At 45.7% G+C, this 21,334-nt stretch carries 13 protein-coding genes, 1 rRNA gene and 4 pseudogenes; 15 read left to right on the top strand and 3 right to left on the bottom strand.

Features of this window, described 5'->3' with window-relative positions:
• The first annotated feature begins 182 nt into the window (after positions 1 to 182).
• A 5S ribosomal RNA gene (gene rrf / locus DW830_RS00700) occupies positions 183 to 295 on the top strand.
• A gap of 247 nt (positions 296 to 542) precedes the next feature.
• Here the strand turns inward: rrf and rnr are convergent.
• Positions 543 to 2,839, bottom strand: a pseudogene (gene rnr / locus DW830_RS00695) (ribonuclease R).
• 343 nt (positions 2,840 to 3,182) lie between these two features.
• Here rnr and DW830_RS00690 point away from each other — a divergent pair.
• Positions 3,183 to 4,892, top strand: coding sequence for a Na/Pi cotransporter family protein (locus DW830_RS00690; protein WP_118311133.1), 1,710 nt, complete (start codon positions 3,183 to 3,185; stop codon positions 4,890 to 4,892).
• A gap of 88 nt (positions 4,893 to 4,980) precedes the next feature.
• Here the strand turns inward: DW830_RS00690 and DW830_RS00685 are convergent, their stop codons facing one another.
• Entirely contained in the window at positions 4,981 to 5,679 is a 699-nt protein-coding gene (locus DW830_RS00685) for an SIR2 family NAD-dependent protein deacylase (protein WP_117663817.1), read from the bottom strand.
• A gap of 175 nt (positions 5,680 to 5,854) precedes the next feature.
• Here DW830_RS00685 and DW830_RS00680 point away from each other — a divergent pair, with 175 nt between their 5' ends.
• The 11 genes and pseudogenes from DW830_RS00680 (at position 5,855) to DW830_RS00630 (ending at position 17,081) form a co-directional block, all read left to right on the top strand.
• Entirely contained in the window at positions 5,855 to 6,457 is a 603-nt protein-coding gene (locus DW830_RS00680) for an FKBP-type peptidyl-prolyl cis-trans isomerase (RefSeq protein ID WP_089544774.1), read from the top strand.
• A gap of 34 nt (positions 6,458 to 6,491) precedes the next feature.
• Entirely contained in the window at positions 6,492 to 7,367 is an 876-nt protein-coding gene (locus DW830_RS00675) for an FKBP-type peptidyl-prolyl cis-trans isomerase (protein WP_089544773.1), read from the top strand.
• 40 nt (positions 7,368 to 7,407) lie between these two features.
• Complete coding sequence (locus DW830_RS00670; protein ID WP_119248497.1) at positions 7,408 to 8,382, top strand: FKBP-type peptidyl-prolyl cis-trans isomerase; 975 nt, start codon at positions 7,408 to 7,410, stop codon at positions 8,380 to 8,382.
• A 175-nt stretch (positions 8,383 to 8,557) separates the two neighbouring features.
• Positions 8,558 to 9,025: an Lrp/AsnC family transcriptional regulator gene (locus DW830_RS00665; protein ID WP_089544771.1), complete on the top strand. Its 468-nt coding sequence runs from the start codon at positions 8,558 to 8,560 to the stop codon at positions 9,023 to 9,025.
• 25 nt (positions 9,026 to 9,050) lie between these two features.
• A pseudogene (locus DW830_RS00660) lies at positions 9,051 to 10,798 on the top strand (membrane dipeptidase).
• 4 nt (positions 10,799 to 10,802) lie between these two features.
• Positions 10,803 to 11,833, top strand: a pseudogene (locus tag DW830_RS00655) (M28 family peptidase).
• A 550-nt stretch (positions 11,834 to 12,383) separates the two neighbouring features.
• The gene (locus DW830_RS00650; protein ID WP_158573404.1) at positions 12,384 to 13,109 is read left to right on the top strand and encodes a UpxY family transcription antiterminator; all 726 of its coding nucleotides are present in this window, start codon (positions 12,384 to 12,386) and stop codon (positions 13,107 to 13,109) included.
• A 123-nt stretch (positions 13,110 to 13,232) separates the two neighbouring features.
• Positions 13,233 to 14,055, top strand: a pseudogene (locus DW830_RS17220) (transposase); the annotation flags it as partial.
• A gap of 63 nt (positions 14,056 to 14,118) precedes the next feature.
• Positions 14,119 to 14,658 carry a hypothetical protein gene (locus DW830_RS00640; protein WP_119248495.1) on the top strand — a complete coding sequence of 180 codons (540 nt, stop codon included), beginning with the start codon at positions 14,119 to 14,121 and terminating at the stop codon, positions 14,656 to 14,658.
• Positions 14,618 to 15,355, top strand: a complete 738-nt coding sequence (locus tag DW830_RS00635) for a hypothetical protein (protein ID WP_158573403.1) — start codon at positions 14,618 to 14,620, stop codon at positions 15,353 to 15,355. Before DW830_RS00640 ends, DW830_RS00635 begins: the two co-directional genes overlap by 41 nt.
• 37 nt (positions 15,356 to 15,392) lie before the next feature.
• The gene (locus tag DW830_RS00630) at positions 15,393 to 17,081 is read left to right on the top strand and encodes an RNA-binding domain-containing protein (RefSeq protein ID WP_119248493.1); all 1,689 of its coding nucleotides are present in this window, start codon (positions 15,393 to 15,395) and stop codon (positions 17,079 to 17,081) included.
• A 155-nt stretch (positions 17,082 to 17,236) separates the two neighbouring features.
• Here DW830_RS00630 and DW830_RS00625 read toward each other — a convergent pair whose 3' ends face one another.
• On the bottom strand, positions 17,237 to 17,875 hold the full coding sequence (locus tag DW830_RS00625) for a DUF4294 domain-containing protein (RefSeq protein WP_119248504.1): 639 nt from the start codon (positions 17,873 to 17,875) through the stop codon (positions 17,237 to 17,239).
• A 209-nt stretch (positions 17,876 to 18,084) separates the two neighbouring features.
• Between DW830_RS00625 and DW830_RS00620 the strand changes: the two genes are divergently transcribed.
• A complete protein-coding gene (locus tag DW830_RS00620) occupies positions 18,085 to 20,178 on the top strand; it encodes a helix-hairpin-helix domain-containing protein (protein WP_119248492.1) in 2,094 nt (697 codons plus the stop codon).
• 151 nt (positions 20,179 to 20,329) lie between these two features.
• On the top strand, positions 20,330 to 21,259 hold the full coding sequence (locus DW830_RS00615) for a glycosyltransferase family 2 protein (protein ID WP_119248503.1): 930 nt from the start codon (positions 20,330 to 20,332) through the stop codon (positions 21,257 to 21,259).
• The last annotated feature ends 75 nt before the right edge of the window (positions 21,260 to 21,334 follow it).

The following is a 21,334-nucleotide window of genomic DNA, read 5'->3' as shown; positions in this document are numbered from 1 at the left end:
GACGTTGATAGGATGCAGGTGTAAAGACAGCGATGTCAAAGCCGAGCATTACTAATTGCCCGAACACTTTCTTTAGGAAAGTTCATAGTTTCAGCTGTTGACTCTCGATAAAATCGAGAGGGACGGTGGTTCTTTACTATCAAATACAGTTTGCTTGTGTGCAAATACGTCATACCCCATTATCAGGTGGTTATTGCGGTGAGGTCCCACCTCTTCCCATTCCGAACAGAGAAGTTAAGCTCACTTGCGCCGATGGTACTGCAATGCAATGCGGGAGAGTAGGTAGCCGCCTTCTTTTATCAAAGCCTCAGATTTCGAAAGATTTCTGAGGTTTTTTTGTTTTCACGCAGATTTTATTCTTTCTCACGCGAATTGTTTTTTAGGTCACGCAGATTTCGCAGATGACGCAGATTTTTCTTTGCTGCTTTTTCTTTTTCACACAGATTTCACAGATGTGCGCAGATTTTTGACCTGTTCGGTCCTGGATGACGCAGAAAAAACTGGACCAACCTTAAAGGTCAGCCCAGTTTGATATGGAGAGTTTATTTGTTTCTACGATGATTACGTGTCTTCTGCTTCGACTTCTTTGTTTTCTTGGAAGAAGTACTAGCCTCAGGCTTTTCCTTGCGTACAGGAGCAGAATCGCCGGCTAGGGCGAAATCAAGCTGTTTCTTCTCCAGGTTGCTTGCGCCACCTTGATGCGGATAGCATCACCTAATTGGTACTTGTTGTGATGACGACGACCAATCAGACAGAAGTTCTTCTCGTCAAAGTCATAGTAATCGTCTGCGATGTCTCGCATCGGAATCATACCTTCACAATGGTTCTCATCAATGGTTGCATAGATGCCGTAAGAAGTGATACCGCTGATGTGGGCATCGAATTCCTCACCTAGCTTATCGCCCATGAATTCTACCATCTTGTATTTGATACTGTCTCGTTCTGCATTCTGTGCAATCTGCTCCATGTCGGAGCAATGCTCACAGAGTTCCTCGTAATGCTTCTCGTTGGCACTTCTGCCGCCTTGTGCATACTTGGTGAGCAAGCGGTGTACCATTGTATCCGGATAACGGCGGATCGGCGAGGTGAAGTGAGTGTAGTATTCGAATGCCAGGCCGAAGTGACCGATGTTGTGGACGGAATACTTTGCCTTCATCATTGCACGGAGAGCTACCATCTGGATGAGGTTGTTCTCAGGCTTGCCTTCGCAGTCAGCCATCAACTGGTTCAGGCTTCTAGCTGTGGCGCCCTTGGTGCCCTCGGTCTTCATCTTATAGCCGAACTTCACAACGAATTCACGCAGGGTTTCCAGCTTCTGTGGGTCTGGATTATCGTGAATACGATAAGGAAGCGTCTTTGGCTTCTTTCCCTTTTTCACCTTTCCGATGCTTTCAGCCACCGTACGGTTGGCTAGGAGCATGAATTCCTCCACGAGTTTGTTGGCATCCTTAGAGCGCTTGTAGTAGCAGCTGATAGGCTTGCCTTTCTCGTCGATATCGAAATGCAGTTCCTCTCGGTCGAACTTCACGGCTCCATTCTTGAATCTTGCAGCACGAAGTTTCTTTGCCAGTCTATCAAGGGTGATAAGCTGGAGTGCATTTTCACCCTGGTATGGATGCTCTTTGGTTTCTGCCGGTGCAGGTTCGCCGGTACCATCAATCACGCCATTTGCTTCTAGGAGTTCCTGTACCTCTTCATATTTATATCGGCGGTCGCTCTCGATGACGGTATGCACGATGCGGTAGTTCTTGACCTCGGCATTGTTGTCGAGTTCAAAGATGACGCTGTATGCCAGTTTTTCCTCGTTAGGGCGAAGCGAACAGATGAAGTTGCAGAGACGCTCAGGGAGCATCGGGATGGTGCGATCTACGAGATAGACAGAAGTGGCACGCTTCACGGCTTCCTTGTCGATGATGCTGCCCTCCGTGACGTAGTGTGAAACATCAGCGATGTGGACACCCACCTGCCAGTTGCCGTTCTCCAATCTCTGAATACTCAAGGCATCGTCGAAGTCTTTGGCGTCTTTCGGGTCGATGGTGCAGGTGAAAACCTTTCTGAAGTCTTCTCGCTCCTTGTAGTCCTGCTCTGTGATTTCTCCTGAAATCTTGTTGGCAGCATCCTCTACGTTCTTCGGATACTTGTAAGGCAATCCATATTGGGCGAGGATAGAGTTCATCTCTACATCGTTGTCACCCTTCTGTCCGAGGATATCCACAACCTCACCGATAGGACTCTTGTTTTCTCCATCCGGCCATTCTATGATTCGTACCACCGCCTTGTCGTCGGTCTTTCCACCCTTCACCTTTCTTCTTGGAATGATGATGTTGTGAGCGAAGACATCGCTTGGTGTAACAAGGTAAGCCAGATCCTTGTCCACTTTCAATCTACCAACGAAGGTATCTTTTGCACGTTCCAGGATCTTGTTTACCTGTGCTTCCTTGATGTGGTTCTTTCGGCGTGCGAGGAAGGTGAATTCCACGCGGTCACCATTGAGCGCTCCCATAGAGTTGCGCTCAGAAACGAAGATAGGATTTTCTTCGCCGTCAGGAATGACGGAGTTCTTGCCATTTGCCTTTCTAACAAACTTACCCTCCATCACCTGCACGCTTTGGTTCAGGCGATACGAATTATCACTTACCTTTGCCAGATAGTCATCCCATGCCATTTCCTCCATGATGTCGATAGCCAGCATCTTGAGCGGATGCGTGGTGAGATGGAGGGAACGGAATATTTCTTTAAAGCTGAGCGTTTCGCCCGGCCTTTCGGCAAAGAATTGCTGCAGAATCTCAGTGAGCTGCGCCTTGTTCATTCTTTTGCCGCCTTTTTTACCTTTTCCCATAATTACGACTGTTATATGACTGTTTATAGTTTTATAAGGCAAAGAAACAAAAAAAATCGGAGAATACAAAGTTTCTTGGCATCTTTTTTTGTTTTTTATTAAATATGTAACAAAATAGGCCACTAATTTCTCCTTTCCTTCTATATCAAGAGTAGAAAAACGGTATATAATAAATAGTAGATAGAAAAGAGCGCTTTGTTTCTTTTTAAAGATGTTCATTGGTTTAGGATGTTACAATGCTGTTACAATTTGAAATATCCTTGCTTAATATTTCGTAATAAGCGGATTTCTTATTATATTTGCAATCGAAACGTAACAAACATTTCCACAAAAACAATTAATTATGGATACAAGTCAATATCTTGTGATTTTTTTTCAGATTCTCGGTTCTCTGGCATTGCTCATCTATGGTATGAAGGTGATGAGTGAGGCTTTGCAGAAGATGGCAGGATCCCAGTTGCGCCACATTTTAGGAGCTATGACTACCAACCGATTTACGGGAATGCTTACAGGTACCTTTATTACCTGTGCTGTTCAGAGTTCCTCTGCAACCACCGTGATGACGGTTTCTTTTGTGAATGCAGGTCTGCTCACCCTGGCCCAAGCCATTTCCGTGATTATGGGTGCCAACATCGGTACCACTTTTACGGCATGGATTATGTCGCTGGGTTATAATGTAGATTTAACCATCGTGGTTTTCCCTGCGTTCTTCCTCGGCATTATGCTGATATATAGCAAGAAGCGCCGGTATTTTGGAGATTTTCTTTTCGGTATCGCCTTTCTCTTCTTCTCGCTCGTTCTGTTGAGCAGTGCAGGCAAGGCTCTCGATCTGGAGCATAATCCGGCAGTTATCGACTTCTTCGGTTCCTTCGATACGAAGAGTCATTTCACCATTGTCGTCTTCCTTTTGATAGGTACGCTTATTACCTGCATCGTACAGAGTTCTGCTGCGGTGATGGCGATTACCATCCTGCTCTGTTCTACGGGAGTGCTTCCTATCTATCTGGGTATTGCGCTGGTGATGGGTGAGAATATCGGAACCACTGCTACTGCCAACCTTGCTGCTTTGGGTGCCAATGCCCAGGCTCGTCGTGCGGCTTTGGCTCATCTGGTGTTCAATGTGTTTGGTGTCATCTGGGTTCTCTGCCTGTTTTATCCTTTCGTGGATTTCGTCTGCTCTATTGTGGGCTACGATCCTGATGGCGGTATGTCGGCTGCTCAGAAGGCGAAGTTGTTGCCTATCGTCCTGGCGATGTTCCACACCTGCTTCAATGTCTGCAATACGGGCGTACTCATCTGGTTTATTCCACAGTTGGAAAAGGTGGTCTGCAAGCTTATCAAGCCTAAGGCAGACAAGGAGGAGGAGGATTTCCGCCTGCGCTTTATCCAGGCTGGTATCATGAAGACACCGGAGCTTTCAGTTTTCGAGGCACAGCAGGAAATCGGCAGTTTCGGCGAGCGCATTCATCGTATGTTTGGTATGGTGAGAGAGTTGATGGATACCCAGGATGCCAAGACTTTCGATAAGCTCTATGAGCGCATCGAGAAGTATGAGGGCATATCGGATAATATGGAGATTGAGATAGCCAAGTATCTGGATCAGGTGAGCGATGCCCATCTGAGTGATGATACCAAGGCGAAGATTCGTTCGATGCTGCGTGCGATTTCCGAGATAGAGAGTATTGGTGACAGCTGTTACAACCTCGCCCGCACCATCAAGCGCAAGGGAGAGAACAAGGAGGAGTTCACTGCCAAGCAGAATGAGAATATCCATCAGATGTTCAAGCTGGTAGATGAGTCGCTTACCCAGATGAACTTCATGTTTGCTCACGACCGCCAGACGATCAATATGAACCATACCTATAATATAGAGACGGAAATCAACAACTTCCGTACTCAGTTGAGAAACCAGAACCTGGATGATGTGGACAACCATCTCTATACCTATGGTGTAGGAACCCTGTATATGGATATCATTCAGGAGTGCGAGAAGCTCGGTGATTACGTGGTAAACGTAGCCGAGGCACGTATGGGAACCAGAGCTTCGGCATAATTGGCTTTTTGATATAAAACGAAATCGCCCTGTAAAAGCAAAAGCATCTCATTCTAAAGCTTTTGCTCTTACAGGGCGATTTTCTTGCTTATTTCTCCAGGATCTCCTTCAGCTGCTTCATTCCTTCAGAAGCCCCCTTCATGATATGCTCAATCTTGTAGTAGCCGTTGGTGTTTACGGCACCTGGGTCTATCAGATAGATAGGAATGTTCGGCTTGGTGTATGCTATCAGACCTGCGGCAGGATACACGTTGAGCGAAGTACCGATGATGACGAAGATGTCGGCTTGCTGTACCGCCTCGGCAGCAGGCTCTATCATCGGAACACTCTCGCCGAAGAAGACGATGAATGGTCGCAGCAAGCTGCCATCGCCCGCCTTGGTTCCAGGCTCCACCTCACAGTCATTCTCCGGCAACTCCTTGATGTATCGGTAGTCGTAAGGATCGCGCGAAGAGCAGACTTTGGAGAGTTCTCCATGCAGGTGGATCACGTTTTTGGATCCCGCCTTCTCGTGCAGGTTATCCACATTCTGTGTAATCACCGTTACGTCGAAATCCTTCTCCAGATCCTTGATAAGTTTATGTCCCTCGTTAGGTTGAGCGGCATAGAGCTTATGGCGCAACATATTATAGAAGTTAGTTACTAGGGTAGGGTCAGCTTCCCATCCCTCGTGGGTAGCTATCTGTTCCACAGGATAGTTCTCCCACAAGCCATCATTTCCACGGAAAGTTTTGAAACCACTCTCCACAGACATTCCAGCGCCGGTTAAAAATACGAGTTTCTTCATCTTATCACGTTTAATTTATTCATATTTTCTTAATCTTCTTATTAAGAATGCACAAATTTACACTTTTTTCTTTAAATATCATCGTTATCAGCGAGAAAAATGTTATCTTTGCACTCGTTTTAAGGACAATAAGTACAAAATAAAGAATATTAATACAAAGTTATAAGATAAATTTATGGATAAAGTAAGTTATGCTTTAGGCATTGGCATCGGTCGCCAGTTGGCTTCTATGGGTGCAGAGAGTTTGAACATTGATGATTTTGCACAGGCTGTAAAGGATGCGATTGCAGGCAAGCTTCAGCTTGATGAGCAGGAAGCGCAGGAGTTGGTACAGAACTTCTTCGCAGAGCAGGAGGCTAAGGCTCAGGCTGCAGCTGCAGAGAAGGGCAAGGTTGCCAAGGAGGCTGGTGAGCAGTTCCTCGCAGAGAACGCTAAGAAGGATGGTATCATCACTACCAAGAGCGGTTTGCAGTATCAGATTCTGCGCGAGGGTAACGGCAAGGCTCCTAAGGCTACAGATCAGGTAGAGTGCCACTACGAGGGTACACTCATCGATGGTACTAAGTTTGATAGCTCTTACGACCGTGGTCAGACAGCTACCTTCCCATTGAACCAGGTAATCGCTGGTTGGACAGAGGGTCTTCAGTTGATGACCGAGGGTGCTAAGTACCGTTTCTTCATCCCTTATCAGTTGGGTTATGGCGAGCGTGGCGCAGGAGCAGCTATTCCTCCATTCTCAGCATTGATCTTCGATGTAGAGCTTGTTGCAGTAAAGTAATATAGAGAACAAAGAATAAAACATAAAATTGAAAATGAAAAAGTTATTTTTCGGAGCCCTCGTGGCTTGTGTTGCCGCTACATTCGTAGCTTGTGGCAATTCTACTCCAAAGGCAGATCTCAAGAATGATGTTGATACAATGAGCTATGCCATGGGTATGTCTCAGACTCAGGGTCTGAAGGAGTTTATGGTAGAGCGCATGGGCGTGGATACCGCTTACATGGATGATTTCATCAAGGGTCTCAACGATGGTGCCAACGCTGGTGATGACAAGAAGAAGGCTGCTTACTATGCAGGTATTCAGATTGGTCAGCAGATCTCTAACCAGATGGTGAAGGGTATCAACCACGAGGTATTCGGTGACGATTCTACCAAGACTATCTCTTTGAAGAACTTCATGGCTGGTTTCATCACAGGTACTACCGGCAAGAAGGGTTTGATGACTGTAGAGCAGGCTGCTCAGGTAGCACAGACCAAGATGATGGCCATCAAGGCAAAGAACATGGAGAAGGAATATGGTCCTAACAAGGTGGCTGGTGAGAAGTTCCTCGCTGCCAACAAGAAGAAGCCAGGAGTGGTAACTCTTCCTTCAGGTGTTCAGTACAAGGTAATCAAGGAGGGTAACGGTCCTATGCCAAAGGATACATCTATGGTAAAGGTTAACTACGAGGGTAAGACAATCGACGGCAAGGTATTCGATTCTTCTTTCAAGCGTGGTCAGGCTGTAGATCTCCGTGCTAACCAGGTTATCAAGGGTTGGACTGAGGCTTTGGTTCACATGCCAGCAGGTTCTGTATGGGAGGTTTACATCCCTCAGCAGTTGGCTTACGGTGAGCGCGAGCAGGGTCAGATCAAGCCATTCTCTGTATTGATCTTCAAGATTGAGTTGATCTCTGTAGGTGGCAAGTAATTTTTGTGGGAACTCATTTTGAGTAGAGGACTTATAAGAAATGAAGAAATATTTAATGACAGCACTCGTCCTCGTGGCGAGTGCTTCTTTGTTTACAGCCAGTGCTGCAAGCAAGAAGAAGAATGTGAAGAAGGTAACTCCAGTGGTTCTTGCCAGTGAGGGTGATTCCTTGAGTTATGCGGCTGGTGTCTATGCCACCCGTGGTCTGGTTCCATTCATCCAGCAGAGTTATCAGGTGGATACTGCTTATATGGCAGACTTCATCCGTGGTTACGAGGAGGCTATCCAGCAGGCAAATACTCCTAAGGGTACTGCCTATATCGTAGGTATGCAGATTGCCCAGATGGTAAATCAGCGCATTCTACCTGGAACCCGCGAGGAGCTGAAGAGCACCAAGGATTCTATCAATGCCGAAGTCTTCAGCCGTGGTTTCGTGGCAGCTCTTGCCAATGATACCACTATCTTTACCGAGCACAAGGCTGGCGAGTTCAAGAAGGAAGCCTTGGCTGGTGCTGGCGAGAAATATCTGGCAGCCAATGCCAAGAAGCCAGGTGTCAAGGTTTTGCCTAGCGGTTTGCAGTATAAGGTGATCAAGGAAGGTCAGGGCGAGATTCCTCAGGCTTCTGATGAGGTGGAGGTTATCTACGAGGGTCGTCTCATCGACGGAACCGTATTCGATGCAACTTCCAAGCATGGTGGTGCTGCCACAGACAAGTTCCGTGCCGGCAGTCTGATCAAGGGTTGGACAGAGGCTCTCACCATGATGCCTGTTGGCAGCAAGTGGCAGCTTTACATCCCTTATGAGTTGGCATACGGCGAGCGTCAGGCTGGTCAGATTCCTCCATATTCTACATTGGTATTCGACCTGGAGCTCGTGAGCATCGTGAAGCCAGAGGTAAAGCCTGAGGCTGACAGCGAGCAGAAGGATGATGTAGCCGTAGGTGCAGAGAAGAAGGTGGCTAAGACTCCAGCCAAGTCTGCTGGCAAGAAGTCTGCTTCCAGAAAGAGAAAGTAACGACCAAATAGCAGGAAAAATCTGAAAATTTGGTTAAAATCAGTATAAAAAACAACAAAATGCACGGATATTGCAAAATATTCGTGCATTTTGTTGTCTGTTTCGATAGTTTTTATTAATTTTGCTATCTGGTATAGAAGAATACCTTAAAATAGAACATAATAATAAAGAAGAAATGGAGAAAATAGACAATCTTGACAGAAAGATTCTCGGCATCCTTTCCAAGAATGCCCGTATTCCTTTCAAGGACGTAGCTGCAGAATGTGGCGTGTCTCGTGCAGCCATCCATCAGCGTGTCCAGCACTTGATGGAGGATGGATTCATCACCGGTAGCGGATTTGATGTAAACCCTAAGAGTCTGGGTTATTCTACATGTACATACGTAGGACTTAACCTGGAGCGTGGTAATATGTACAAGAAGGTGGTAGAGCGTCTTCAGAACATTCCTGAGATTGTGGAGTGCCACTTCACAACCGGTTCTTATACCATGCTTTTGAAGTTGTATGCCCGTGACAACGAGCAGTTGATGGACTTGCTGAACAACAAGCTCCAGGCTATCCCGGGTGTAGTATCTACCGAAACACTCATCTCGCTTGAGCAGAGCATCAAGCGCGAGGTTCCAGTACTTTTGGAGGAAGAGTAATTTTTTTGTATTTAGAAATAAACAAATGGAAACATTTGACTTGGAGTCACATCTCAAGGGTGCGTACTCTTCTTTTCCTGAAGCGAAGCATCAGCCCGTAATCGGTCTTACTGCCAATTACGAGAACATTGATGCTACGCTTCGCGACCGTTATTACAAGCAGGTGATTGCGGCAGGTGGAACGCCTGTCATCATCCCGCCAGTTGCCGACAGTACTGTCATCATCAATACCCTGGAGCATCTGGATGGTTTGATCCTGACGGGTGGGGGCGACCATAACCCGTTGTGGATGGGCGAGGAGCCGTCTCCCCGCCTTCACAATATCAATCAGGAGCGTGATGCTGCAGAGCTGATGCTTGTCCGTCTGGCTTTCAACCGTCAGATACCGATGCTCGGCATCTGCCGAGGCATCCAGACCCTGGCGATAGCCCTGGGCGGAAAAGTGTATCAGGATATCAAGCAGATGGTGAAGCACAGTCAGGATGCCGACCGCTCCGAACCAACCCATAGTGTAGAAATCAAGAAGGATTCCACCTTATATCATATATATAATTCGGAAAAGATTCTCGTCAACTCGTTCCACCATCAGGCTGTGAGCGAGCCGGGCAGGCATATGCGCATCATCGCCAAATCTACCGATGGCATCATCGAGGCGATAGAGAGCAATGAGTATAAGCAGATACTCGGCGTGCAGTGGCATCCGGAGTGGCTGGGCGAGGAAGGCGGAAAGATCTTCCAGTGGCTGGTAAACCAGGCTGGAAATTTCCATGCAGCCAAGCTGTTGCACAAGCGTATCCTTACCCTCGATACCCATTGCGATACCCCGATGTTCTTCCCGCAGGGCGTGAAGTTCAATCATCGCGACTCCCGCATCCTCGTAGATCTGCACAAGATGACCGACGGACATCAGGATGCTACCACCATGGTGGCTTACCTGCCGCAGCCTAAGATAGGCGAGAGCTTCAGCAGCAAGGTGGCCTCGATGTACAGGGACCTCTGCAGTATGCCGATCTCATCTTCGACAAGATTGAGGAAATCGTGAGCAAGAACCGCGCCTACCTGAGTATCGCCCGAACTCCTGCCGATCTTTACAGCGATAAGCGAAAGGGCAGAAAGAGCATTATGCTCGGTATTGAGAATGGTCTTGCCCTGGAGCACGATCTGAGCAATGTGAAGTACTTTGCCCAGCGAGGCGTGGTATATATCACCCTCTGCCATAATGGCGATAATGACATCTGTGACAGTGCCCGTGGCTGCAATACCCACAATGGCGTGAGCAGTTTCGGAGCCAAGGTGATTCAGGAGATGAACCGCCACGGCATCATGGTGGACTTGAGCCATGCAGGCGAAAAGAGTTTCTATGATGCCTTGGAAATCAGTCAGACTCCTATCGTGTGCAGCCATAGCAGCAGCCGTGCGCTCTGCGATGTGCCCCGTAATCTTACCGATGATCAGATGCGTGCCCTGGCAGCCCGTGGAGGTGTGGCTCATACTACGCTCTATCATGGATTCCTGCGCAAGGAGGGCGAGGCAGACATCATGGATGCCATTGCCCATCTGGAGCATGCCATCGAGGTGATGGGCATCGACCATGTAGGTTTGGGTACCGATTTCGATGGAGACGGAGGCATCCGCGGACTTGCTGATTCTTCCGAGCTGATTAATTTCACACTCCAGCTGTTGCGCCGCAAGTACAGCGAGCAGGATATCGCCAAGATCTGGGGAGGCAACTGGCTCAGAGTGATGACGCAGGTGCAGAACTTTAAACATTAATGTTATGACGAAAAAAATGAAGATTATATTAGGTGTGGTGGTAGCTGCCGGACTGGTGGCTGGTACCATCAGCTATAAGAATGCCAGCAGTGCAAGCTCGCCAGATGTTCAGGAGGTAGAGGAAGCGGAGAAGCTGAATCCCGTAGGTCCGGCTTTCAATGCCGATTCGGCATTGGCTTATTGTGCAGCGCAATGCGATTTCGGACCTCGCGTGATGAACAGCGAGGCGCACGATAAGTGCGGCGAATGGATTGTGAGCAAGTTCAAGCAGTTTGGCTGTGAGGTAGAGACCCAGAAGGCAGACCTGAAGGGCTATGATGGCACGATATTGAAGAATACCAATATCATTGCCCATTACAACCCGAGGCTGAAACCCGTATCTTGCTTTGTGCCCATTGGGACAGTCGCCCTTGGGCGGATAACGATCCCGACAGTACCAATTGGCGCAAGCCTGTAATGGCTGCCAACGATGGTGCCAGCGGAGTAGCCGTCATGTTGGAGATTGCACGCCAGTTGCAGGCAGACAAGAAGTTGAATCCAAATATCGGCGTAGATTTCGTATGTTTCGATACCGAGGATTGGGGCGTGCCTCAATGGTCTGATGCACAGGATGATGGCAACAGCTGGGCTTTGGGTGCGCAGTATTGGAGCGAGAACAAGCCAGAGGGTTACAATCCTCGCTATGGTATCCTCCTGGATATGGTAGGCGGTCAGGGAGCCCGCTTCTACCGCGAAGGAATGTCTATGCAGTATGCTGGTGGCATCGTGAAGCGAGTATGGGCTGCTGCCCGTCAGGCTGGTTACGGCAGTTTCTTCCCTAAGAGTGATGGCGGTATGATTACGGATGATCATATCCCGGTAAACGAGAAGGCGAAGATTCCTACCATTGATGTGATAGCCTACTATCCTGATTGCCAGCAGAGCAGTTTCGGTCCTACCTGGCACACCGTGAGCGATGATATGGCTCATCTGGATAAGAACGTATTGAAGGCAGTGGGTCAGACTATGATTCAGGTGCTTTACACCGAGGAATAAAAAGGAATGTCCCTAGAGGAAAAAGCAGTTACCTCTAGGGGCATTTCTTTTTTTATTAGGAGAAATTTCCGTTCAGCGTCGTTGAACGTACGTTCAACGCTTTTGAATGTACATTCAACGACGCTGAACGCACATTCAAAACTTATGAACGGAGATTTCTCCTAATAGTATAGACTTTTTCTTCTAATAGTATAGACAAATACTCCTAATAGTATAGATTTTCTCTTCTACTAGTATCCATAACATTCCCTTATTCCGTCAAAAAATACCCTTAGGGCTGGAAGCCGTTTCCTATTATCAGGAATGCTTCTTTCCCTAAGGGTATCGGTTTTCTTAATGTAATCTTCACAAACTGGAGCAAGTTCTGTGTGGATATTTATTACATATGGTGCACCAACCGACCTCATATTTGTTAAAATGCAGGCGGTAAGCAAAGATTCTCTATAATTTATTCTTTCGTATCAACAAGTTTCCTTATCTTTGTAGTCAAAATGTGACAATTCTGAAGAAGAAAGGTCTATTGGTTTTCATCTAACCTCTGAATATAATATTGGAAGATAAAATCAAACAGCCTTTAGCGGCTAATGCTTCATTGTATAATGGGCAACCTACTGACACAGGTTCATCGTGTCCAAGTGCAAGACTTACCTCTTGTACGCCCCCCATCTCAAAGAACAAAGGTGGGGTGTCGGTAGAGAATGTGCCTAATACAAACAGACAATGGTTTGTTCTGCGAGTTTCGTATGGGCGAATTATCAAAGCTAAAGCGTTTGTAGAAGCTAAAGGATTGGAATGTTATGTTCCTTTGCGATATAAAGAGGTGAGGAAGCAAGGTAAGAAGCGAATCATAACAGAGCCTCTTCTCCCCTCATTTATATTTGTTCATGCCTCGGTAGAACAAGTAGAAACCTTGATTCACGGCAATAAGGTTGTGACGAATGAAAGTAGAGCCTTGCTCAGCTACTACTTTGACCACACAATCCATCTTCAAGGCAATCCTGATTACAATCCTCCACTTACAATCAGTGACGAAGCAATGGCTAACTTCATCCGTCTAACGTCCATTAAAAATCCTCACGTCATCCCGGTTACTTCCGACAACATCCAATTCAAATTGAGTGACAACGTTGTTGTGGCGGAAGGTGAGTTCAAGGGCGTTCATGGAAGAGTGGCAAGGATTGCTGGACAACAGAGAGTGGTTGTGGAGTTATTTGAGAGCTATTTGGTTGCTTCCGCTTATATACCCAAAGGTGCTATAAAGATAATCAATGATTAACAATACTGCGTTAGATTAATATTTAATAGTTTGTAAATCAATAGCTTATATTAAGAAATGGTTATGAAAGCTTAACTGTGGAAGGTTGTTTAAGTCGCTGATTTTTCAGTAACTTTGCAAATCTTCGGTCAACAGGGAAGATGGACTATTGCCATTGATCCCAGTTACATCAGCAAAGCTGGCAAGAATACTCCACATATCGGTCGTTTTTGGTCAGGATGTGCACAGTCTGTTAAACATGGTCTCGAAATCTTGGGTATTGGTCTCGTTGATATTGATGCCAAAGACTGCATGATGTTAAGAGCCCACCAGTCGCTAAGTAATAAAGAACTGAGTCTCAGAAACAAGACTATGGTAGATTTCTATATCAGCGTCATTAAGCGTTATCGCAAGGAACTTCTCAAACTCTCAACCCTCATGGTTGCAGATGTTTACTTCTCTACAAGTACAAATCTTGACCTCACTCGAATGGAGAAGATGGAGATGAAAGATATAGAAGGAACAGCTTATACTTTGATAGCCTATTCCAAGGCTCTCAAGTGTAAAGTTAGACTTGTCATCTGGCAGATGCCGAATGGCAAGAAGAAACTATTCTTCTCTACAGACACCTCACTTTCGGGGAAGAAGTACTTCTTTATTATAGAACCAGGTTCCAGATCGAATTTTGCTTTCGTGATGCCAAAGGCTATACTGGTCTTATGGACTGGCAGGCTCGCAATAGGTGGAAACTCGATTTTGCTATCAATGCTTCTTCACTTCACTAAATGTTGCCAAGGTAACTATGAAGGAGATGGGAATGGAATATTCTATGTCTTCATTCAAGTCACTGATGACCAACATTTATCTGGTGAAACGAATTTTTAAAGCAAGCGGGTACACCCCGAACCGAACTTTAATTAGCAAGATTTTCAAAGATCTCTCGTGCTTACAGCGTATAGCTGCTTAGCACATTATTGAATTATTAACGAACTATTGTTATTAAGATTATAACATATTCAAAACTTATATTATGGAAAGAACGAAACTATGGACTTGTGTTCATGAATTATCAGGATTGCATACCCTTGCTTCAAGCAAATATGTTTTATCTTATGGTAATTGGAATGATTTTGGCTATCAAACTCACTTCAATCTTCATATAGCTTTGAAAGAAGCAGAAAATGGAGTGCATAATGTTCTTATAGCAGATCTAAGTATTGTAGAACTTTATCCAATAATACGAGATAAAGGGCGCTTTTTCCCTATAGAAGGGAATACCAATTTTGTAACATTTATTATGTCAATAGAAAGCGCTGAATGTATGTACTTGACGCTTACTTATGAAGAGAGAATGGAATTGGTTCGTAAACTTCACATTGAGTTTAGTGATTCAAAGGTTAGCGAACAAGGAAACTATAGAACGTCAACCCTTAGAGATAAAACTCGCGAAGATTTTCTTGCCAAACAACAAAAAATAAAGAGAATTATCTATACGGAACACGATGTAGCATCTATTATCAGAAAACATTTTGCTCTACCAAGTATTGTTTTATATCCCCATAAAATATAAGGGAAACACATTAGCGTCAAACAATGTTATTATTGAACTTTATTATCAAAGAGATTTAGAGAGAAAATATCATATTATGGCTATAATAAATGATGATTATAAAATTTCACGTTTGCCAAATACGTTTTATCGTATAAGCAAGAAAAGTCATTTCTTCAAGGAGGATACATTTGAACATTGTATGTATATTAATGGAATGAAAAAATCATTAGGAGTTTCTTATACATATAATAATTCTTTAACATTTAAGGATTTTGTATCTTTATTAAATAGCTATGCGACCATGAATGCAAAGAAAATGGAACAAATGGCCGATAACACAAAAATTAAAAGCATCCTTACAAAACTTAATTGTTTAAAACTGAAACAGATTATTGGAGATGTGCAAACATGTTCGCCAAGTTTGATTTTTATTAATGATGGAACATGGCATCTTAATGGTCATGCAGAAGTTGAATTATATAAGGAAAATGGTAAATATATCCAAAAACTTTCAGTAAGTAAAGAAAGAGTTACAATTCTTTTGGAAGGCGTGTTTGACATAGTTGATTTATCCAGCGATGAATATCATTTTCTTGTTAATTATATAAGGGTATTTTATTTGACAAATTTACCTTGGATGACTCAGGATGTCGGTTTTCCGATAGGCAATGACACTTCTTGCATTATCAAAGCCCAAAACAAAGGATGGATATAGGCACAGGGAGGAAAAGTAAAATTGTCATGTAAAGATTATGCTCGAACAAGAACTACAACAATATCTTCTCCGCAAATATCCGCAGGAGAATGCACGATGCGAATGGAAAGAGTTCAAGAACTTGAAGAACTCTTTTTGCGGTGACGAGAAAGACGATGTTATCTCGTATGTGTCTGCCATTGCCAATATGGAGGGTGGACACTTGGTGATTGGTGTCAAGGACAAGACGCTTGAAATAGTCGGGACGGATATTTCAAGGCTGACCTTCAATGGACAACCAGCCAATACGCAGTCGGCAACGTTCAAATTGACGGAACAATGCACATACCTTTCATCCGAAGGACTGTCCATAGAGGAATTCATTACAGATGATACCCATAAAACGGTGTGGATTATCCATATACCAAAGCATTTGCCACGTCGTCCTGTCTTGGCACATAAGAAAGCATGGCAACGGATAGAGGATTCTTTGGTAGAGATGACACAAGAAAGGATGGCTGTCATCCTTGAAGAACCAATCTATGCAGCCAAAGATTGGTCTGCTGAGATTGTGTCTGATGCTACAATAGATGATTTGGATGAAGTGGCTGTTGCCAAGGCTCGCATGATGTTTAAGAAAGTGCACAGCCGTATACCTGCGGAGGAAGTGAATGGCTGGAACGTTCAGACATTCCTTGGCAAGTGTGGACTGACACGAAATGGTGGCATTACACGTGCTGCTATCATATTACTGGGCAAATACGAATCGGCTTTCAAACTTCGTCCTGCTGTTGCACAAGTAACCTGGACTCGTAGAGATAAAAATACAGATGTAGTGGACTACGAACACTTTACTGTTCCATTCATTTTGACTGTGGACGAAATCCTCTCAAAGATAGAGAACCTGACATTGCGTGAGATGCCTGGGGGTACACTTTTCCCTGACACGATGAAGCAGTATGACGACTACACCATTCGTGAGGCTCTTCATAACTGCATCGCTCATCAGGACTACACTCTTCAACAACGCATCAATTTCGTAGAGAATCCTGGTTATCTGTATTACTCTAATGCAGGAACGTTCATCCCTGGCACTTTGGAGAATGCTCTGAGGAACGAAGAACCTCAAACGCATTTCCGCAATGAATGTCTGTGTAGGGCGATGGTAGATTTCAACATGATTGATACCGTAAGTCGTGGTATTAAGAAGATGTTCAATGAGCAATGGCGCAGACACTTCCCTATGCCAGACTATGAGATTGACCAGCTAAAGAAGAAAGTGGTTGTCCGTATCTATGGTAATGAAATCAATAAGCGATACACTGATTTGTTGAAAACCAATGACACTCTTTCTTTATGGGACTGCATATCGCTTGATGCCATTCAAAAAGGTAGGATAATACATGAAGATGTGGCACAAGACTTGCTCAAACGTGGACTTATTGAAGGTGATGCTCCGCATTACAACATTTCTCTTAGCATAGCCCAAAATACGCATCAACTCCCTTCTTATACGAAGACAAAAGGATTGGATAAGGAGAAATTACGCCAGATGATACTGCAATTCTTACAAAACGCAGGTGACGAAGGGGCAAAGCGAGACAGTATTTATGAATACTTAAGGGATGTACTTCCTTCCAACAAGACAGAGGAACAACAACTGCGTATGGTGGGCAAATTGCTTATTGAGATGGATGAGAATAAATTAATAACAACCAAAGGACGAAAGTGGATAATTAGGTCGTAAAAAGACTAATTTGTAAATTACGACCTTTTTACGACCCAATATGCTCACTTGAGGTCGAAATAGGTCGTAAAATCAACCAATTTATGTCGAAAAAAACATATTATCAGAGCATCTTGAAAGGAAGTGAGGATGTGTTTGCTTGATAAGTAGTATGATTAAATCTGCCCTGATTCCACCTGTCTCACCACTCTTTCCGTAAGCCTATCCACTCCGTTCGGATCATATTTCTTGTTGAGGCTGGCACCGAAGAGGGCGGCGAAAGCCTGATAGAAGCCGGCACGGATAGGACCGAGGAATGCCTGGATAAGATGATAGGAGGACGAATTGCACTCACGATACACCAGTTTGATGCAGAGCTTGCCCTGTGCATAGGTGAGTTTCTTCATTCTCGGTGTATATTCCTGCTTGATGCTTTTCTCCACCAGCTTCATGTGCGCATCCTTCGCCTTCTTGTTGGGTAGGGTTTCCAGATAGTCACCCGTTTCGATGATGATCTTCCTCACCTCCTTGGCTATCGGCAGAACTTTCTTGATGTTATATACCAGACGGTTGTACGCCATTCTTTCCTTGGCGTTCTTGAACACCGGCTGTGGATAAACATACACGTTGTTCACCTGCACGTATTGAATGCTGTCTTTATCCAGCAGCACCTTTCCCACCTTCACCATCGGTTCGAAGGTAGGGGCATCCATATCGACTTCCTTGTTTTCAGGCTTGTCGTCATCTGTCTGTGCCATTGTCTGCAACGTGATGCAGAAGAGCATCGCCAGCAAAAAGAATATCTTCTGTTTCATAAAAATCTTCTTGATCCAATTAAAATATCCGCTTCCTGTCCGGAGCATCTCTTATATATATATAAAGAGGTGTAATCCTCTTCTATTCCTAATTATGCCGCAAAATTACAGATAATTTCCCATTTAGAGAAAGAAAGTTGCTCTTTTCTTACTCATTTTCAGAATTTCGCAGTATCTTTGTGGAAATTTAATAATTCTTTTGCCTGTCTATGAAGTATTGGCAACCTATCATCCGCTTTTTGTTGAAACTGTTTCTCATAGGCAGCTCCCAGTTATTCTATGTCCCTTCTGTTTGTGCCCAAGGCTCCTCTTCCCTGCCGGAAGAAGATAAGGAGAAGCATGCCCCTTCGCACCCTTGGCAGGAATATCTGATGGAACTCTCGGAGATGGAGGATTTCGAACAGACAGCCTGGGAGGATTATGAGGAGGAACTGGAGGAGCTGGCGCAGCATCCGCTGAATCTGAATACGGCTACCCGCGAAGAGATGGCGCATCTGCCTTTCCTCACCCCTTCGCAGGTAGAGGATATCCAGGCATATCTCTATCGTTATCATGGGATGAAGACGATGGCAGAACTGGCTCTCATTCCCAGTATCAGCTGGTATCAGCGGCAGTTGATGAACAGCTTCTTCTATGTAGCCGACGAGACTCCCCGCCAGCAGTTCCCGAGCCTGAAGAATATCCTGAAGTATGGCAAGCACGAGGTGATGGGAATGGTGAAAGTGCCTTTCTATGAGCGCAAGGGCGATGGCAAGGGAACCGATGGATACCTGGGATATAAGTATAGGCACGGGGTGCGCTATCAGTTCAGGTATGGCGACTATGTGAAGATGGGATTCGTTGGTGCCCAGGATGCGGGCGAACCTTTCGGAAGCGGCAGGAACAACCTGGGATATGATTTCTATTCCTTCTATCTGCAAGTCAGGAAACTGGGAAGATGGAAGAATATCACCTTGGGCAGGTATCGGCTGCACGAGGGAATGGGACTGATTCTCAATAACGACTTCAGTTTCGGCAAACTCTCGGTGCTGTCCTCGCTGGGCAGAACCACCAGCCAGGTCAAAGTTCATTCCTCCCGCTCTTCTGCCAACTATCTGCAGGGAGCAGCAGCCACCTATACCTTGTTGAAGGGACTTGACCTTACCGGATTCCTCTCTTATCGCAAGATAGATGCCACGCTGAGTGATGAAGGTGGCATCAAGACCATACTCAAGACCGGTCTGCACCGTACACGCAGGGAGATAGCCAGGCAGGATATAGCCTCCAATACGCTGGTGGGTGGCAACATCAACTATCGTCATCAGGGCTGGCATATTGGAGCCACCGGCTTCTATACCTCGTTCTCCCTTCCGCTGATGCCAGAAAAGGTGCAGTTGTACAAGCGGTTTGCTCCCGAAGGTGATGCCTTCTGGAATGTGAGTGTAGATTATGGCTATATTTCCCATCGCTGGACGATAGGTGGCGAAACGGCAACAGGTGATTGTGGAGCCGTCGCCACGCTCAATGCGGCATCTTATCAGTTTTCCGATCATTTCTCGCTCACGGCTGTGCAGCGGTTCTATTCTGCCAGATACTATTCCCTGTTCAGCAACAGTTTTGCCGAGGGAAGCAGCGTGCAGGATGAAAATGGTGTGTATGTGGGGGCTACGTGGTCGCCAGGCAGTCGCTGGACCATTACCGCCTATAGCGACTTTGCCTATTTTGCCTGGCCTAAGTATCATACCCGCCAGAGTACGCAGAGCTGGGATCATCTGCTGAATATCCTTTATCTTCCTGCCCGTTCCTGGACACTGGGAGCCCGGGTCCGCTATAAGGAAAAGGCGGGAAACGCTACCGGGCGTCTCCGTTTCTATGCCAGCGTTACCACGAAAAACTGGAGTTCCAAGACGAGTGTGGATTATACGAAGTACCGGGAAGGAAATGCGGGCAGCGGCACCCCGAATGCTTCCGGCGGCACCCCGAATGCTTCCAGCAGCGGTTATCTGCTGAATGAAAACCTCGGATATCATTGGCGTTGGCTGAGGCTGCAGGGCAGTTTTGGCTATTTTCACACCCAGGATTTCGCCAGTCGCATCTATGCCTATGAGCCGGGCTTGCTCTATCAGATGAGTTTTGGCAGTTACTTTGGCGAGGGCATCCGCTATGCCCTGGTGGTGCGTTCGGAAATCAGCCATCATCTGCTGGTTATCGCAAAGCTGGGCAGCACCGATTATTTCGACCGCACCCACATCTCTTCCGGCTTGCAGGAAATAGCCGGTTCTCATCAGATGGATCTGGAGATGCAGGTGAAGTGGAAGTGGTGAAATCTGGGGGTTATCCTGCTTTCTCAGTCCTTCTTTTCAGGAATATGATGCAAGAATATAAAAAAACTGGCGTTTTATTTGTGTATGTAAAAATATTGGGGTATTTTTGCAATTGATAAGTATCTATACTAACGACGAAAAAAGAGAAGTGATGAAGATATTCATAGTGATTCCTTGCTATAACGAGGAAGCGGTATTGCCGAAGACCCTGGAGGTGCTTGGCAATCTGATCAAAACCATCAAGGTAAAAACAGACGCCGACACGGAGTTGCTCCTTGTTGACGATGGTAGTCGTGACCGTACCTGGCAGATGATTTCTGATGCTGCCAAGGAACACAAGTATGTACACGGCATCAAGTTATCTCATAACCGGGGACATCAGAATGCACTCTGGGCAGGAATGGAAGCGGCGGTAGATCATTGCGATGCGATGGTAAGTATCGATGCCGACCTGCAGGATGATGAGAATGTCATCATCGATATGGTACAACAAGTGCAGGAAGGCAAGGATATCATCTACGGTGTGCGCAAGGAGCGTAAGACCGATACCTTCTTCAAGCGATTCACCGCACAGGCTTTCTATAAGCTGATGCAGAGCGTGGATAAGGATACGGTGTATAACCATGCCGACTTCCGCATGATGACCAACCGCACTCTGAAGGCTCTGATGCAGTACTCCGAGCGCAATCTCTTTCTCAGAGCCATCGTCCGCCAGTTGGGTTTCCGCGAGGGATTCGTCTATTACGACCGCAAGGCTCGCGAGGCTGGCGAGAGCAAGTATCCGCTTACCAAGATGCTGAGCTTCAGCATCGATGGCATCACTTCGTTCTCCGTGGCACCATTGAAGTTTATCACCTTCCTGGGGTTGGCGATGACTCTGGTGGCAATCATCATGATTGTCTTTGCCTTGGTGGAGCATTTCCAGGGCAAGACCATTCTGGGCTGGACTTCCCTGCTCGTTTCCATGTGGTTTATCGGTGGCATCATTACCACGGGCGTGGGCATTACGGGCATTTATATCGGCAAGATTTATACCGAGGTGAAGCGCCGCCCTCGATACTTTATCGAAGAAAGAGTATAATTATTCAAATACAAAAATGAGGGTGTGTCATAAGTCCATGACGCACCCTCATTTTTGTATCTAATCACTAATCTT

Source organism: Prevotella sp. AM34-19LB (assembly GCF_003468525.1).
GTDB lineage: Bacteria > Bacteroidota > Bacteroidia > Bacteroidales > Bacteroidaceae > Prevotella.
Note: the sequence above shows the minus strand (reverse complement) of the source record. Positions and strands in the feature narration are given on the sequence as shown.

What these genes read in the sequence shown, in the direction of transcription:
- DW830_RS00690 (WP_118311133.1), top strand. Translation starts at nt 3,183, where the DNA reads ATGGATACAAGTCAATATCTTGTGATTTTTTTTCAGATTCTCGGTTCT.
- DW830_RS00685 (WP_117663817.1), bottom strand. Translation starts at nt 5,679, where the DNA reads ATGAAGAAACTCGTATTTTTAACCGGCGCTGGAATGTCTGTGGAGAGT.
- DW830_RS00680 (WP_089544774.1), top strand. Translation starts at nt 5,855, where the DNA reads ATGGATAAAGTAAGTTATGCTTTAGGCATTGGCATCGGTCGCCAGTTG.
- DW830_RS00675 (WP_089544773.1), top strand. Translation starts at nt 6,492, where the DNA reads ATGAAAAAGTTATTTTTCGGAGCCCTCGTGGCTTGTGTTGCCGCTACA.
- DW830_RS00670 (WP_119248497.1), top strand. Translation starts at nt 7,408, where the DNA reads ATGAAGAAATATTTAATGACAGCACTCGTCCTCGTGGCGAGTGCTTCT.
- DW830_RS00665 (WP_089544771.1), top strand. Translation starts at nt 8,558, where the DNA reads ATGGAGAAAATAGACAATCTTGACAGAAAGATTCTCGGCATCCTTTCC.
- DW830_RS00640 (WP_119248495.1), top strand. Translation starts at nt 14,119, where the DNA reads ATGGAAAGAACGAAACTATGGACTTGTGTTCATGAATTATCAGGATTG.
- DW830_RS00630 (WP_119248493.1), top strand. Translation starts at nt 15,393, where the DNA reads ATGCTCGAACAAGAACTACAACAATATCTTCTCCGCAAATATCCGCAG.
- DW830_RS00625 (WP_119248504.1), bottom strand. Translation starts at nt 17,875, where the DNA reads ATGAAACAGAAGATATTCTTTTTGCTGGCGATGCTCTTCTGCATCACG.
- DW830_RS00620 (WP_119248492.1), top strand. Translation starts at nt 18,085, where the DNA reads ATGAAGTATTGGCAACCTATCATCCGCTTTTTGTTGAAACTGTTTCTC.
- DW830_RS00615 (WP_119248503.1), top strand. Translation starts at nt 20,330, where the DNA reads ATGAAGATATTCATAGTGATTCCTTGCTATAACGAGGAAGCGGTATTG.